This is a genomic window from uncultured Tateyamaria sp. (assembly GCF_947503705.1).
In the GTDB taxonomy this organism is placed as follows: Bacteria; Pseudomonadota; Alphaproteobacteria; order Rhodobacterales; family Rhodobacteraceae; genus Tateyamaria.
This window is the reverse complement of record NZ_CANNES010000001.1, coordinates 530,397-545,494: the sequence shown is the minus strand read 5'-3', so window position 1 is coordinate 545,494 and position 15,098 is coordinate 530,397. Positions and strand designations below refer to the sequence as shown.

General features: G+C 60.2%; 12 protein-coding genes. 9 read left to right on the top strand and 3 right to left on the bottom strand.

Annotated elements, in window-relative coordinates:
• Positions 1-67: 67 nt before the first annotated feature.
• Positions 68-622 (bottom strand): ActR/PrrA/RegA family redox response regulator transcription factor, encoded by a 555-nt coding sequence (locus Q1A44_RS02685; RefSeq protein ID WP_299619258.1) that lies wholly within the window; start codon positions 620-622, stop codon positions 68-70.
• An 88-nt stretch (positions 623-710) separates the two neighbouring features.
• Complete coding sequence (locus Q1A44_RS02680) at positions 711-1,331, bottom strand: SCO family protein (protein WP_299619255.1); 621 nt, start codon at positions 1,329-1,331, stop codon at positions 711-713.
• A 78-nt stretch (positions 1,332-1,409) separates the two neighbouring features.
• On the opposite strand from Q1A44_RS02680, the gene regB reads away from it, so the two are divergent.
• The 8 genes from regB to trxA all read left to right on the top strand — a co-directional run bounded on the left by regB (position 1,410) and on the right by trxA (position 13,274).
• Positions 1,410-2,810: a sensor histidine kinase RegB gene (regB, locus tag Q1A44_RS02675; protein ID WP_299619252.1), complete on the top strand. Its 1,401-nt coding sequence runs from the start codon at positions 1,410-1,412 to the stop codon at positions 2,808-2,810.
• 87 nt (positions 2,811-2,897) lie between these two features.
• Positions 2,898-4,412: a PAS-domain containing protein gene (locus Q1A44_RS02670; RefSeq protein WP_299619249.1), complete on the top strand. Its 1,515-nt coding sequence runs from the start codon at positions 2,898-2,900 to the stop codon at positions 4,410-4,412.
• Between the two features lie 48 nt (positions 4,413-4,460).
• A complete protein-coding gene (tsaE, locus tag Q1A44_RS02665; RefSeq protein ID WP_299619246.1) occupies positions 4,461-4,928 on the top strand; it encodes a tRNA (adenosine(37)-N6)-threonylcarbamoyltransferase complex ATPase subunit type 1 TsaE in 468 nt (155 codons plus the stop codon).
• Entirely contained in the window at positions 4,921-5,943 is a 1,023-nt protein-coding gene (locus Q1A44_RS02660) for a phosphotransferase (RefSeq protein WP_299619243.1), read from the top strand. Before tsaE ends, Q1A44_RS02660 begins: the two co-directional genes overlap by 8 nt.
• A complete protein-coding gene (locus tag Q1A44_RS02655; protein ID WP_299619240.1) occupies positions 5,919-6,611 on the top strand; it encodes a nucleotidyltransferase family protein in 693 nt (230 codons plus the stop codon). The genes Q1A44_RS02660 and Q1A44_RS02655 overlap by 25 nt, the downstream gene beginning before the upstream one ends.
• Positions 6,604-9,555, top strand: coding sequence for a double-strand break repair protein AddB (gene addB, locus Q1A44_RS02650; RefSeq protein WP_299619237.1), 2,952 nt, complete (start codon positions 6,604-6,606; stop codon positions 9,553-9,555). The genes Q1A44_RS02655 and addB overlap by 8 nt, the downstream gene beginning before the upstream one ends.
• Positions 9,552-12,914, top strand: coding sequence for a double-strand break repair helicase AddA (gene addA / locus Q1A44_RS02645; RefSeq protein WP_299619234.1), 3,363 nt, complete (start codon positions 9,552-9,554; stop codon positions 12,912-12,914). Before addB ends, addA begins: the two co-directional genes overlap by 4 nt.
• 39 nt (positions 12,915-12,953) lie before the next feature.
• Positions 12,954-13,274, top strand: a complete 321-nt coding sequence (trxA, locus tag Q1A44_RS02640) for a thioredoxin (RefSeq protein ID WP_299619227.1) — start codon at positions 12,954-12,956, stop codon at positions 13,272-13,274.
• A 54-nt stretch (positions 13,275-13,328) separates the two neighbouring features.
• Here the strand turns inward: trxA and Q1A44_RS02635 are convergent, their stop codons facing one another.
• The gene (locus Q1A44_RS02635; RefSeq protein ID WP_299619224.1) at positions 13,329-14,306 is read right to left on the bottom strand and encodes a phosphotransferase; all 978 of its coding nucleotides are present in this window, start codon (positions 14,304-14,306) and stop codon (positions 13,329-13,331) included.
• Positions 14,307-14,390: 84 nt separating this feature from the next.
• Between Q1A44_RS02635 and hslV the strand changes: the two genes are divergently transcribed.
• Positions 14,391-14,957 carry an ATP-dependent protease subunit HslV gene (gene hslV, locus Q1A44_RS02630; protein WP_299619221.1) on the top strand — a complete coding sequence of 189 codons (567 nt, stop codon included), beginning with the start codon at positions 14,391-14,393 and terminating at the stop codon, positions 14,955-14,957.
• Positions 14,958-15,098: the final 141 nt, after the last annotated feature.

Here is a 15,098-nt window from a genome sequence, read left to right as displayed (position 1 = left end):
AGCGTCGTTACCTTCTCTGTTCAGAAAGTCTTCCAACGTCTGGGGTGGAAAACCCCAGTCTGACGGCTCAACGCGGTGAACGTTTTGCCAATATACGCTGCAAGGTCCGGCGGTGCATGTTCAACCGGCGGGCCGTTTCGGACACATTGCGGTCGCACAGCTCGTAAACGCGCTGGATATGTTCCCACCGAACACGGTCTGCGCTCATCGGATTTTCGGGGGGCGGAGGCAAATCGTCGCCCGTGGCCAAAAGTGCGTTGGTGATGTCAGTCGCATCCGCGGGCTTGGACAGATAATCCGTCGCCCCGATCTTGACCGCGGCCACAGCAGTAGCAATCGCGCCATAGCCAGTCAGAACAACAACTCGGGCCTCGGGGCGCTTGGCCCGCAACACTTCGACCACATCCAGGCCGTTGCCATCCTCAAGACGCAGATCAATCACCGCATAAGCCGGAGGCCGGGCTGTCGCCACAGCCTTGCCCGCAGCCACCGTTTCGGCGGTTTCAACATCGAACCCGCGTTTTTCCATGGCCTTGGCAAGCCTGCGCAGAAACGGCTCGTCATCGTCCAGCAACAGCAGCGAACGGTCGTCGCCCAATTCATTCAGCGCAGTGTCAGCCATGGTTTCCTCCGGTTCTCCACCGCTTCTTTAGGGCGGGTTTGGGTGAATATGGCCCGGCACATGGCGGTCGTCAATTTTTTCCGTGTTTTCAGCTATTTTCAACAAAGCAGGCGATGCGGTCTGCCATGGCGTCGGCTGTCACGTCGCGGCGAAAGAATTCGACAAAGCCATGTTCGGGTAAAACCAGATAGCTGAAGGTGGAGTGGTCCACCAAATAGAACTCATCACTTTTGTCCTGCGCCCGGTAATACGTCCGGTAGGCTTTGCTGGCTGCCGCCACCTGTGCTTCGGATCCGGTCAGGCCGATCATCTTTTCATGCAGGTTATAAGCAAAATCGCCAACCACCTCGGGTGTGTCCCGCTCTGGATCAATCGAGATAAAGACGGGCGTGGCCGAAACACCCCGTTCCGCCAGCAGGTCAATGGCCTCAGCGTTGCGCGCCGTGTCGAGGGGGCACACATCGGGGCAGAACGTATAGCCGAAATAGACCAAGCTCGGCTCGGTGATCACATCGGCATCTGTCACGGTTTCGCCTGCGGCGTTCACCAATTCAAACGGCCCACCGATGCTGTTTCCGTCGCCCGCCACCTGTGTGGCCTGACATTGACCAAAGGGGCCCGTGGCCTGATCGCTTTGTGTCATCCACCAGACCCCACCCAGAAAAAGGGCGGCGACAATGGCGGCGATGGGTGCGATGATACGTGTCATGGAAAACCTCGGTTCAAGCGGTCTTGTTGACAGCTAATCAGACGCAGGTTTGAGTGCAATAAACGAAGTAGTGACACAATGGCGCAACCCGACATCGGCCTTTTGACCGGACAGCAACGATCCAACTGGATCAGGCTGCGCACGATGATCTTGCTGCGCTGGGTGGCCATTGTGGGTCAGTTGATCGCGATCACGGTGGCCCAACGCGTCTATGACCTCCAGTTGGAATTGGGCCTGTGTTACCTTGCTGTCGGTGTTTCGGTCATCGGCAACCTGATCGCCATCTTTATCTTCCCGGAAAACAAGCGTTTGACGGAAAGCGAGAACCTGATGATGGTTCTCTTTGACCTGTTACAGCTCGGCTTTCTGCTGTTTCTGACGGGAGGCTTGCACAATCCCTTTGCCTTGCTGCTTTTGGGCCCTGTGACCATTTCGGCCACGGTTCTGACCACCCGGTCAACCCTTTTGCTTGGGGCCACCGCCATCGTCATTGTGACATTGCTCTCTGAATTTCATCTGCCTTTGCGGACGTATCAGGGGTTCATCCTGCGCATTCCCGACATCTTTGTCTTTGGGAACTGGATCGCGCTTGTCATCGCCATCTGTTTCATCAGTGCCTACTCGCGCCGCGTAACTTCGGAAATCCATTCCATGTCCGACGCCTTGTCCGCCACGCAACTGGCCCTGTCGCGCGAACAGAAACTGACTGATCTGGGTGGTGTTGTGGCCGCCGCCGCGCACGAGTTGGGCACGCCTCTGGCCACCATAAAATTGGCCAGTTCCGAGTTGTTCGAAGAGTTGGAGGACCATCCTGACCTGCGCGAGGATGCGGCCCTGATCCGCGAACAGGCCGACCGCTGTCGAGATATCCTCCAAGACATGGGCCGCGCCGGCAAGGATGACCTGCATCTGCGCCAGGCCCCGTTGATGACCGTCGTGCAAGAAGCGGCGGAACCACATGTCAACCGGGGCAAAACCGTCGAATTCATGTTGGACCCTGATGCTGGCGCCGCAACGGAACAGCCCGCAATCCTGCGGCAACCCGAGATTATTCACGGTCTGCGCAATCTGGTACAAAACGCCGTCGATTTTGCCCGGTCCAGCGTATCGGTCGAGGCACATTGGAACGACGAAACCATTTCTTTGCGGATCATGGATGATGGGCGTGGTTTCCCACCCCAGCTCCTGGGGCGGATTGGCGACCCCTTTGTCCGACGTCGCAAGACGACAGCAGAACGACAGCAGCGTCCCGAATATGAGGGGATGGGGCTTGGCCTCTTTATTGCCAAAACGCTGCTTGAGCGGTCGGGTGCCGAATTGACCTTTGCCAATGGCCGCGACCCTTATGCCAATATTGATGCTTCAACTCCGCATGTGGGTGCTATCGTCGAAGTCATCTGGCCCCGCGCCAAGATTGATGCTCGCAGCGGCGACAATGCCATCCCACAAGACCGTAGAAATGAGCTGATCCGGGTCTGAAAATAACCGAACGGTTACATTTCTTAACGTGCTGTTAACTTCGATGTCGGATCGTCGACACGTCCGTAATCAAAGGGTTGGAAGTGCATGTCGCTGGTCGAGATGTCGTTTGTTGTGCTGTGCGCACTGGCCGCTGTTGCTGCGGGGCTGATCTTTGTCGCGCGGGGCCGCCCCGTTCGGGTCGCCTTGCCGGATACCGACACGCTCAGCATGCATTTTCTGTTTCGCGATCTCGATCTGGAACATGCCTCGAACGGGGCGGAACCCTTTGTCAAAAATGATGAAACCTCGACCGATTGGGGCGCGTTGCGTCGCAATCTGGGCACCCGTTTTCCCGGCCTGCCTGACGAGGCGCAGTTGCGCGGCGTCAATCGCCTGACCCTGAACGCCGTGGGGCAGGGCGATCAGGCCGTCATTCACCTGGATCGCGAGGATGACATCACCCGTCTCACGATCGAGGACGCGGCCGCCAAAGACCTGCGGTCGACGCATACGGTCAAATCAATGGAAGCTGAGCTAGGCACCTTGCGGTTGGCAGCCGTCGGTGCGCCCTACCCGATCTGGCTGATGGATGATGATGGGGCTGTGATCTGGCGCAACACGGCCTATGACGCGTTACAGGCCAACACCGCGAGCCACGAGTCTCACCCTGCAAAGTCGCTGTTCGGCAGCGAGGCCGCGCAAATTCAGCCTGGCCACACTGTGCGCGTCTCTATCCCGAACCAGACGGACGATACCCTCGAATGGTTCAGCGTGACCGCCACCGACGCGCCCGACAGTACCATTTTTCATGCGGTCAACATCAATGCGGTGATCCACGCCGAGGTGGCCCAGCGCAACTTTGTCCAGACTCTGGCCAAGACCTTTGCCCAGCTGTCCATCGGCCTCGCCATCTTTGACCGGAACGGGCAGCTTGCCCTGTTCAACCCAGCCCTTGTCGATCTAACCTCGCTGCCTGCCGAGTTCCTGAGCGCGCGGCCAGACCTTTTGTCGTTCTTTGACCGTCTGCGCGACAACCGTGTCATGCCAGAGCCAAAGAATTACGTGTCGTGGCGCCAAGAGATTTCAAACGTGATCGCAGCGGCCAGCAATGGCAGCTATCAAGAAACCTGGTCGCTGGACACTGGCCACACTTTTCGTGTCATTGGCCGCCCGCACCCGGACGGGGCCGTTGCCTTTCTGATCGAGGATATCACCGCAGAAGTGTCCCTGACCCGTAACTTCCGGGCCGAATTGGAACTGGGCCAATCCCTGATGGACACTTTCGAGGATGCACTGGTTGTATTCTCCTCGGCGGGCGTGCTGACCTTTTGCAACGCCGCCTATACCGAAATGTGGAAACTGGACCCGGACAACAGCTTTGCTGACGTGACAATCGTCGACTCCATCAAGGACTGGCAAGCGCAATGCCGGCCGGACCCTGCCTGGGGCGACATGCGCGACTACGTGATGAAGCTGGGGGACCGCGCCCCGTGGGATGCCCGCGTGCATCATCTGGCTAAAGGCGAGTTTGTGGCGCAGGTGTCGCCCATCGTCTCCGGCGCCACCGTGATCCGGTTCACCGAAGTGGTCGAAGCACCAATGCCCGCCAAGGTCACCTGACCGTTCCATTGTGCTTGCAGTGGCGGGCGGTAACGATACCTTGGCGCCATGACATCCCGTATGCTCCATCTGGCTGATGCCGACGCGACCGCCGCTTTCGCCGTCGTATTAGGTGCGCGCCTGACCCCCGGCGACACCGTGTTGCTGAGCGGACCAGTCGGCGCAGGCAAGACCCACTTTGCCCGCGCGTTGATCCAGTCGATCCTGCATGCGCCCGAAGATGTCCCGTCGCCTACTTTCACGTTGGTCCAGACCTATGACACGATCCGAGGGCCGCTTTGGCATACCGACCTCTATCGGGTCAGTGCGGATACAGAAATTGACGAGCTGGGCCTGATCGAGGCCTTTGATGACGCGATTTGTTTGGTGGAATGGCCTGATCGTCTGGGCTCTGTAACGCCCGCGGCTGCGCTGGGCATCGCGTTGCAGGCCGACGGCGACGCCCGCGATGCCGTGCTGACCTGGACCGATCCACGCTGGGTCGATCGTTTGGCCGGGGTGCTGCAGGATGCCTGACCGTGCTCACCAAATCACCATCTTCCTGCGCGGCACGAAATGGGCCAATGCGGATCGGCGAACTGTTGCAGGCGATGCCTCGAACCGGCGTTATCAGCGGCTGACCCTTGGCGACGGCACAACCTCTATTCTGATGGACGCTCCTCCTGATAAAGGCGAGGACACGCGGCCTTTTGTGAGAATTACCAGTTGGTTGCGCGATGCTTCCCTGTCTGCACCCGAAATTTATGCCCAAGATGCCGAACATGGTTTTCTCTTGATAGAAGATCTGGGTGATGACTTGTTTGCCCGGGTTATCAAGGCCGATCCAACGCTTGAACGCCCCCTTTATGAGGCGGCGTCCGACGTGTTGGTCAATCTGCACCGCGCTACCCCACCGACCCTCGCGCCCTATGATGCAAAAATGATGACCGACCTCGCCGCCCTTGCCTTTGTCTGGTACCAGCGGGGCGCTTGCGGCGAGACAGATGAAGCGGCCAAGATCGCCTTTGAATCCGCGTTTCTTGCGGCACTCACCCCATTGGACACCCGAATGGATGTGCTGATCCAGCGCGATTATCACGCCGAGAACCTGATCTGGCTGCCAGACCGTCAGGGCGTCGCCCGTGTCGGTCTACTGGACTATCAGGACTCGATGCTGGGGCACCGGGCCTATGATCTGGTGTCGGTTTTGCAGGACGCCCGCCGCGACGTGTCGCCGGATATCGTGCACGCGATGACCGCCCGATACATCACCGCCACCGGCGTGGATGCAGACCAATTTGCCGCCGACTTCGCCCTTCTGGGCTTCCAACGAAACATGCGCATTCTGGGCGTCTTTGCGCGCCTGTCGCTGGGTGCGGGCAAGCCGCATTATGTCGATCTGATCCCGCGCGTCTGGGACCATATTCAAACCAACCTCACCCACCCGGCGTTGCACCCTATTGCACCGCTGATCAACGGCCCGCTGCCTGCACCCACACCGGAAATCCTTCAACGCCTCAAAGACAAATGCGCCACGATCCCCTTGCCGTAATGCTCTTTGCCGCCGGGTTCGGGACACGCATGGGCACGCTGACACAGCATCAGCCCAAGCCCATGATCCACGTGGCGGGCAAGCCCCTGATTGACCATGCACTGGACATTGTGCGTGGTGCCGACACGGGTCAGATCGTGGTGAACCTGCATTACAAGGCCGAGATGTTGGCCGATCATTTGCAAGGCCGAGGCGTGCGGACGGTCACCGAACATCCCGATATCCTCGACACTGGTGGCGGGCTCCGCAACGCTTTGCCGCTGCTTGGCGACGGCCCCGTCATCACCAGCAACTCCGATGCGATATGGGCCGGGCCGAACCCGATCACGATGCTGCAAGAGGCGTGGAACCCTGACCTAATGGATGCCCTGTTGATCTGTGTGCCGGTGGCCCAGACGATTGGCCGCGTCGGTGGTGGCGATTTTCAGGTCGCCCCGGATGGGCAATTGGAGCGAGGCGGCGACACTGTCTATGGGGGCATCCAAATCCTGAAAACGGATTTGTTGCATGACGTGCCCGAGGCCAGTTTTTCCCTCAACCTGATCTGGAACAAAATGGCCGCCGCCCACCGCCTTTATGGCCTGCGGTATCCCGGGCGCTGGTGCGATGTGGGCCATCCAGACGGGATCGCACAGGCCGAGGCGCTGTTGGCGGATGCCAATGTTTGAGCCATCTGACAGCCCACGCCTTTTTGGATGTGCCATGGGCGTCGACTTTCCGGCCGCCGTTTTGCAAGGGCTGGAGGATCGGCTGAACACCGCCCCACCCCAGGCCTGGGCGCGCATCACCTTGTTGATCAATACGCAGCGGATGGCGCGGCGCTTGCGTACCCTGTTTGACGCAGGGCCCAATCGGCTTTTGCCGCGTATCCGCATGTTGACGGATCTGGACGGGCTGTTGCCAGGCACGCCTTTGCCCGCATCGCCGTCGGCTCTGCGACGTCGGCTGGAGCTGGTGACCCTCGTGGCCAAGCTGATTGAGGCGCAGCCGGACCTCGATGCCAAATCCTCCAGCTTTGATCTGGCCGACAGCCTTGCGACCCTTTTTGACGAGATGCAGGGCGAGGGCGTCACGCCCGAAGATATCGCCCGTTTGGATGTGACGGACCAATCGGGCCATTGGGCCCGTGCCCAGCGGTTCATTGGCATCGCAGAGGCCTATATCGACCAGGCCGCCGATGCACCCGATCCAGAAGCGCGGCAGCGTGCCACAGTTCTACGGTTGGCGGCCCATTGGCAGGCCAATCCACCCCGCGATCCCGTGATCATTGCCGGTTCCACCGGATCGCGGGGCACTACGCAGCTATTGATGCACGCCATTGCGCGGCTGCCCCAGGGGGCCGTGATCCTGCCCGGGTTTGACTTCGACATGCCGCACGATGTCTGGGACAAAATGGGCAATGAGACCACAGGCGAGGATCACCCCCAGTTTCGTTTCCTCAAATTGGCGCGAGGCCTTGATATGTCGCCGGGCTTGGTCGTGCCTTGGTCCGGGAATGTGCCGCCCTCGGGCGCGCGCAACCGGCTGGTTTCCCTGGCTTTGCGCCCCGCCCCTGTCACCGACGCCTGGCGGCGTGATGGCCCAAACCTGACCGATCTGAATCAGGCGACCGCGAATGTCACGCTGGTCGAGGCAGACACGCCACGGGCCGAGGCCATCGCCATCGCCATGCGCCTGCGCCAAGCAGCTGAAACCGGGCAGCGCGCCGCGCTGATCACCCCGGACCGCATGTTGACCCGTCAGGTGACGGCCGCGCTTGATCGTTGGGATATCCTGCCCGATGACAGCGCTGGCATGCCCTTGCAACTGTCGCCTCCAGGTCGATTCTTGCGCCATACGGCTGCGGTGATGGAGCGGGTTCTGGACGCTGAAGCTCTGTTAACCCTGCTCAAACATCCGCTGACCCATTCGGGCGGGGGTCGAAACCTGCACCAGTTGAACACCCAGTGGCTCGAACTTCAGATCCGCAAGGATGGCCTGCCTTATCCTGATCCCGTTGGTCTGGCCGCCTGTGCCACTCGCGCGGTCAAGGAAGATGATGGCAGCATGGTCGTCTGGGCGGAGTGGGTTGCGCGTACGATCTGCGACAAAACTGTGACGGCTTCCCTACCGCTTGCCGATTGGGTGGCCCGGCACCTCGCTCTGGCCGAAGCGCTCGCCGCCGGGCAATGCCCGACCCAGGACAGCGAGCTGTGGCTAAAAAAAGCTGGCGAAAAGGCACGTGCCGTCATGGACGACTTGCAAGACAATGCAGGTCATGGGGGCGACATGACCGCCGCCGACTACAGCGCTTTGGTCGGTGCGATCCTGTCAAAGGAAGAGGTGCGCGACCGCGATGCGCCGCATCCCGGAATCATGATTTGGGGCACGCTAGAGGCGCGGGTCCAAGGCGCCGATCTGGTCATTTTGGCGGGGCTGAATGATGGCACATGGCCAGAGCCACCCAAGCCTGATCCATGGTTGAACCGCAAGATGCGCTTTGACGCGGGCCTGTTGCTGCCAGAACGGCGGATCGGTTTGTCGGCCCATGATTTCCAGCAAGCGATTGCGGCACCCGAGGTGTGGCTGACCCGCTCGATCCGGTCCGACGATGCGGAGACCGTGCCGTCGCGGTGGATGAACCGGCTGGGCAACCTGTTGTCGGGCCTCGATACTTTGGGCGGGCCTGCCGCATGGGCGGCGATGAAAAACCGCGGTAATCACTGGTTGGCCTTGGCCCGGCAAGTTGATGCCGCCCCGCCCGTGGACAAGGCCCTGCGCCCGGCCCCCTGCCCGCCTGTCGCGGCCCGGCCCCGCCGCTTTACCGTCACTGAAATCCAGACGCTGATCCGCGACCCTTATGCGATCTACGCCAAACACTGTCTGCGGCTGCGCGCCCTGCGCCCCTTGGTCCAAACCCCGGACGCGTTGTTGCGCGGGATCATCTCGCATGAGGTGATGGAGCATTTCGTAAAAACCTCTATCGACCGTCCCGAGATGCTGCGCGCCGATGCGTTGATGGATCTGGCTCAAGAGGTTCTGACCCGCGAGGTGCCTTGGCCCGCCGCCCGCGCGCTATGGCTTGCCCGTTTTGGCCGCGCGGCACAGTGGATCGTCGACACCGAAGGCGACCGGCAAAGCATCGCAACGCCCACTTTGTTCGAGGATACGGCCATTGGCCGACTAACCCTGCCAAGCATTGGCACGACGCTTGAGGGGCGAGCCGACAGGATTGACCTGGATGGGGCGGGCGCTGCGATCCTGTATGATTACAAGACGGGGGCACCGCCGACAAAAGACCAGCAAAAGCATTTCGACAAACAGCTGCTGATCGAGGCGGCAATGGTCGAGGAAGGGGCTTTTGACAGCCTCGGGCCCCGCCCTGTTCGGGCCGCCCAATTCATCGGGATCGGTTCGAACCCCAAGGCCGAGGATGCGCCCCTGGACGACGAACCGCCGCGCCAGATCATTGCCGAACTGCTCAGCTTGTTGGGCGCGTATCTTGAGGTCGAAAAAGGATATACCTCGCGCCGCGCGCTCTATGAAGACCGGCAGGCGCGCGACTTTGATCAATTGGCCCGCTTTGGCGAATGGGACGTCACGGATGAACCGCACCCTGAGGTGCTGACATGAGCATCGCAAACGAAGCCACCCGCAGGCAACAGGACGCGGCGCGGCCCATGGCCTCGACCTGGCTTTCCGCCAATGCGGGATCGGGCAAAACGCGCGTACTGACCGACCGGGTCGCCCGTCTGCTGCTGGAGGACGTAGAACCACAGCACATCCTGTGCCTGACCTATACCAAGGCCGCCGCGTCCGAGATGCAGAACCGATTGTTCAAACGTCTGGGCGCCTGGGCGATGTTGGAGGATGACCCGCTGCGCGCGGCGCTGGCGGAACTGGGGTTGGAACGACAGCCGACAGCCGACGATTTGCGGCACGCGCGCACCCTCTTTGCCCGCGCAATCGAAACACCCGGCGGGTTGAAAATACAGACGATCCACTCGTTCTGTGCGGCTCTACTCAGGCGTTTTCCGCTTGAAGCGGGCGTCAGTCCCCAGTTTTCCGAGATTGAGGACCGCGCCGCAGACCTGCTGCGGGCCGAGCTGGTGGATACGATGGCCGATGGGCCTGATGCGCCGCTGATGACGGCCCTTGCCCAGCAATATACCGGCGAAGATATCCTGAAACTGACCAAGCAAATCGTGTCCGAAGGTGATGCGCTTGGTCCCCTGTCTGTGGACGATGCTTTGGCCCTCTTTGGCGCAAAGCCCGGTTTAACGCGCGACCGGATCGTGGCTGACACCTTTGCGCCCGGCGATGCCGCCTTGATCCACGATGTGATTGCCGCGCTGACTGCGGGCAGCGCCAATGACGTCAAAGCGGCGGCCAAATTGCGCTTAGTCGATAGCCTCGACTTTGCCGCTCTGCCCCTACTGACGTCCATATTTGTAAACGCGTCCGGCAAGAATGCGAACGAACCCAAGATCGGAAGCTTTCCCACCAAAGGCACGCAAAAACAGATCGCGCATCTGATGCCCGCACTCGAGGCGCTGATGCAGCGCGTGGCAGATGCACGCGCCGCACGGCTGGCCTTGTTGGCCGCCGAGACAACCGTGACACTACACCAATTCGGGGCCGCCTTTGCCCAGCGCTATGCGCAGGCGAAACAATTGCGAGGGTGGTTGGACTTTGACGACCTGATCCAAAAGGCGCGCCAATTGCTGAGCGATGATCGCGTCGCGGCTTGGGTTCTCTACCGTTTGGACGGTGGCATCGACCACATTTTGGTGGACGAGGCCCAAGATACCAGCCCCGCGCAATGGGATGTGATCCGAAAACTGGCCGAAGAGTTTTCCAGCGGCCAAGGTGCGCGCACCGACGTGACGCGGACTATTTTTGTGGTCGGCGATAAAAAGCAATCGATCTATTCATTCCAGGGTGCAGACCCACGCGAGTTTGATCGGATGGAGGCTGAATTCGGCTCTAAACTGGCGGAAGTGGGCCAAAGGCTGCACACTTCAACGCTTGATTTTTCGTTTCGGTCCTCGCCTGCGATCCTGCGTTTGGTGGACATGGTATTTGACGGCGCGGCCTCGGCCGGATTTGCCGATGGCGGCACGCATCTGGCCTTTCACACCGACATGCCGGGGCGCGTTGACCTATGGCCGCTGGTGCCCAAACCGGAAAAGGAGGCGGAGCGGGAGTGGCACGATCCGGTGGATCGGCGCAGCGCCATGCACCAGCACCGCATTCTGGCACAAGCCGTCGCGGGCCAGATCAAGACGATGTTGGATGATCATGTAATGATACCCGATAGCGCGTCGGCCCGTCCCGTTCAGCCGCGCGATTTCCTTATTCTGGTACAGCGGCGGTCGGGTATTTTCCCCGACATCATCCGGGCCTGCAAGGAAATCGACCTGCCCATTGCAGGGGCGGACAGGCTCAAGGTCGGGGCTGAAACTGCGGTGCGTGATCTGGGGGCGCTGCTGTCCTTTCTGGCAACGCCGGATGATAGCCTTGCCCTGGCTACGGTATTGCGCTCCCCGCTCTTTGGCTGGTCCGAGCAAGCGCTGTTCACCCTCGCCCACCACCGGGATACGGTGCATTTGTGGCCCACCTTGCGGGACCGCGACGCAGAGTTCCCTGAAACCGTCGCCATCCTCAAGGACTTGCGCGCCAATATTGATTTCCTGCGTCCCTATGATCTGATTGAACGGATGCTTACCCGGCATGGCGGGCGGATGCGTCTTCTGGCACGGCTGGGGTCAGAGGCTGAGGATGGCGTCAACGCGCTTCTGTCCCAGGCACTTGCCTACGAACGTGCGGCCGTGCCCAGCCTGACGGGGTTTCTGACCTGGATGGAGACTGACGACCTTGAGATCAAGCGGCAGATTGACAGCGCCTCGAACCAGATCAGGGTGATGACGGTACACGGATCCAAAGGGTTGGAAGCGCCCATCGTGATCCTGCCGGAATGCGGAAAACGCACGCTGACCATTCGCGATGATATCATTACGATGAACGGTACACCGGTTTGGCGCATGTCCGCAGGGCAACAACCCGACACCATGGTCGAACGGTTGGAAGAGATGAAGGCGGCCCAGCGCGAAGAGTCGCTCCGCCTGCTTTATGTGGCTCTGACACGGGCAGAAAAGTGGTTGATCGTCGGCGCCTCGGGCGAATTGGACAGCAAGGGCGATGACTGGCATCAGCGCGTCGCAGCGGGGATGCAGGCCGGCGGCGCCACCGGCCTGGATACGCCCGTCGGCCAAGGGCTGAGGATGGAACATGGCGATTGGGTATTTGCGCCAAGCACCGGGGCGGCAGAGACAACTCGCCCTGTGCCGGACTTGCCGGGGATGTACGCCGCATCTGCGCCCTCTCCGACACCTGCGGCCAAAACCCTCTCGCCATCTGACTTGGGCGGGGCCAAGGCCTTGCCCGGCGACGGCTTGGATGAGGAGACCGCCAAGGCTTATGGCACCTATGTGCATGCCTTGCTGGAAATTTTGCCAACTGTAGAGCCCGGCAATTGGCCCGAAGCGACGGAACGCTTGGCGGAAAAATCACCGCTAAGCGCCACGCTTGTACAGGAGGCTGCCCATGAGGCCGCACATGTTTTGAACACATCGGCGCTGGCCCCAATCTTTGACCCCGACACGCTGGCCGAGGTGGCAGTAACGGCCGCAATTGGGCCGACCCGCATTCATGGCAATATCGACCGGCTGATCATCGGGCCGGACCGCATCCAGATCATCGACTTCAAGACCAACAGACAGGTGCCCGACACCCCAACCGAATGCCCCGAAGGCGTGAAACGGCAGTTGGGGGCCTATGCCCGGGCGATCAGTGACATCTACCCTGATCACCAGATCGAAACACACATCTTGTGGACCCGCACCGCCCACCTGATGCACTTGCCACACGATATCGTGACGGATGCGCTGTGGCGTTCGCCATATCTTGACGATCCGGGTACGGGTTCCTAGGTTCTCCCTCTACGTTTGATCCCTGTCAGGAGAGACAAAATGGCGACCGTGCCTGTGACCGACCAAAACTTTGACACCGAAGTCCTTCAGTCCGATATCCCCGTTGTTGTGGATTTCTGGGCCGAGTGGTGCGGTCCCTGCAAACAGATTGGCCCGTCGCTCGAAGAGCTGTCTGACGAACTCGCAGGCAAAGTAAAAATCGTCAAAGTCGACGTTGATTCCAACCCGAACTCACCTGCACAGATGGGCGTTCGCGGTATTCCTGCGCTGTTCATCTTCAAAGACGGTCAGGTCGTTTCGAACATGGCCGGCGCCAAACCCAAAGCGGCGTTGCAAAGCTGGATCAACGACTCGATCTAAACCGGGTCACACAATAGAATTTCAAAGGCGGTTCCGATCCGGAGCCGCCTTTTTCTATTCCACGCCAAAACCATTCTGCGCCAGGCGAATGATGGCCTCATAGCGTGTCTTTTGCCGCCAACTGCGCTGTGATGGGTCAGGCGGGATCAAACGCCAATCGTTCAAAAGCTGGACAAAAGGCAGAAACCTCACCGCCGGATCATCGCGACTGACGAGGTCATAGCCACCAAAGAACGCATCCAACGCCCGATCGGATAAAACGGTGCCACTGACCTGCGGCGTTGGTTGAAAGAGTTCGGCATAGTCCATCAGCACCCGCGCAATATCGAAGCCGACCGGCGCGCTGCTGGGCGGTTTGAAATCCAACCCGGTTTCTCCATCCGGCCCGAGCAATATGTTGCGCAGGTTGAAATCCCCGTGCTTGGTCGCTGATACCGTTTCTTGGCCCGATGCGGTCTGGGCCAGTTCGGCAACCTTGTCACAACAGGCAACAAACCTGTCAGGGTCAGCCACAGCCAGATCATTGGCGCGCACTGCCTCGGCCATCCGCGTGATATGCCCAACCATGAAACGGGGTTGATAGGTTCGTTCCTCGACAGGGCCGGCAGAATGAAAGGCGGCCAGCCAAGCACCCGTCCGTCTGAGCATCTGAGAAGGGTCACGCCCGCCCGTCAAATGATCGTTAAGGGTCTTGCCAGAGGCCTCTGCCATCACAACGATGTCACCTCTTTCGCTGGCAAACAGAACCTCCGGGGCGTGCGCTTTGGGAAAATCCTTCAGCCGCTGATGGGCGGCCTTTTGCGCAGCAATGGCGTCGACCAACTCCTCGCCTGCGGGCGCCTTAAACACTCGTTTCAGGATCAGCCTGCGCGGGCCTTTCAATCGTATAACGACGTGGCTGCGCACGGCCTCGTCCTTTTGCCAAATCAGCTTGGACCGGAACGCACCGGGATCATAGCCAAGCTCGGGCGCGATTTGAGCCCATTCGCCCAGCACCTGTTTCACCCGTGGATCTGTAAAGCCCAACACCATGCGTTGACTTGAACATATCACCGCCCCGGATTGAAGCCGGGACGCGAAACCCGCATATAGGTTCCAACCAAATGGAGGCGCCACATGTCACAATCCGATTTCCCCGGCTGGCACGGGACCACGATCATCGGTGTCAAAAAGGATGGTGAGGTCGTGATTGCGGGCGACGGACAAGTGTCGCTGGGCCAAACAGTGATCAAGGGCACCGCACGAAAGGTGCGCAGGTTGTCGCCCGGCGGCTTTGACGTGGTCGCAGGTTTTGCCGGATCGACGGCAGATGCGTTCACATTGCTTGAGAGGCTGGAAACAAAGCTGGAGGCAACCCCCGGCCAACTGGCCCGCGCCAGCGTGGAGCTGGCCAAGGATTGGCGCACCGACAAATACCTGCAAAAGCTCGAAGCAATGTTGATCGTGACAGACGGCGATACGCTTTTGGTGATCACCGGCGCCGGTGATGTGCTGGAGCCTGAGCACGACGTGACGGCCATCGGATCGGGCGGCAATTATGCCCTGGCCGCGGCGCGCGGCATGATGGACAGCGACAAGGATGCCGAGACTGTGGCGCGCGCCGCGATGGCGATTGCCGCTGATATATGTGTTTATACGAACGGCAATCTTACGGTTGAGGGATTCAAGCGCGACGCGGGTTAGACAATGATTGCGCTGCTTGGCTGATCATTCAGAGGCCAGCGCGGTTTTCCCAAAATGTCATTGGCCTGAAGCCCTTGCAAGGTGATGACGCCCGACACCTAGATCGCAACGGCGGCGTGATTGGCCAGCTTGTTTTCACTA

Coding starts and splice junctions, on each gene's coding strand:
- Q1A44_RS02685 (WP_299619258.1), bottom strand. CDS start 622: ATGGCTGACACTGCGCTGAATGAATTGGGCGACGACCGTTCGCTGCTG.
- Q1A44_RS02670 (WP_299619249.1), top strand. CDS start 2,898: ATGTCGCTGGTCGAGATGTCGTTTGTTGTGCTGTGCGCACTGGCCGCT.
- regB (WP_299619252.1), top strand. CDS start 1,410: ATGGCGCAACCCGACATCGGCCTTTTGACCGGACAGCAACGATCCAAC.
- Q1A44_RS02635 (WP_299619224.1), bottom strand. CDS start 14,306: ATGGTGTTGGGCTTTACAGATCCACGGGTGAAACAGGTGCTGGGCGAA.
- addA (WP_299619234.1), top strand. CDS start 9,552: ATGAGCATCGCAAACGAAGCCACCCGCAGGCAACAGGACGCGGCGCGG.
- Q1A44_RS02680 (WP_299619255.1), bottom strand. CDS start 1,331: ATGACACGTATCATCGCACCCATCGCCGCCATTGTCGCCGCCCTTTTT.
- Q1A44_RS02660 (WP_299619243.1), top strand. CDS start 4,921: ATGCCTGACCGTGCTCACCAAATCACCATCTTCCTGCGCGGCACGAAA.
- trxA (WP_299619227.1), top strand. CDS start 12,954: ATGGCGACCGTGCCTGTGACCGACCAAAACTTTGACACCGAAGTCCTT.
- addB (WP_299619237.1), top strand. CDS start 6,604: ATGTTTGAGCCATCTGACAGCCCACGCCTTTTTGGATGTGCCATGGGC.
- tsaE (WP_299619246.1), top strand. CDS start 4,461: ATGACATCCCGTATGCTCCATCTGGCTGATGCCGACGCGACCGCCGCT.
- hslV (WP_299619221.1), top strand. CDS start 14,391: ATGTCACAATCCGATTTCCCCGGCTGGCACGGGACCACGATCATCGGT.
- Q1A44_RS02655 (WP_299619240.1), top strand. CDS start 5,919: ATGCGCCACGATCCCCTTGCCGTAATGCTCTTTGCCGCCGGGTTCGGG.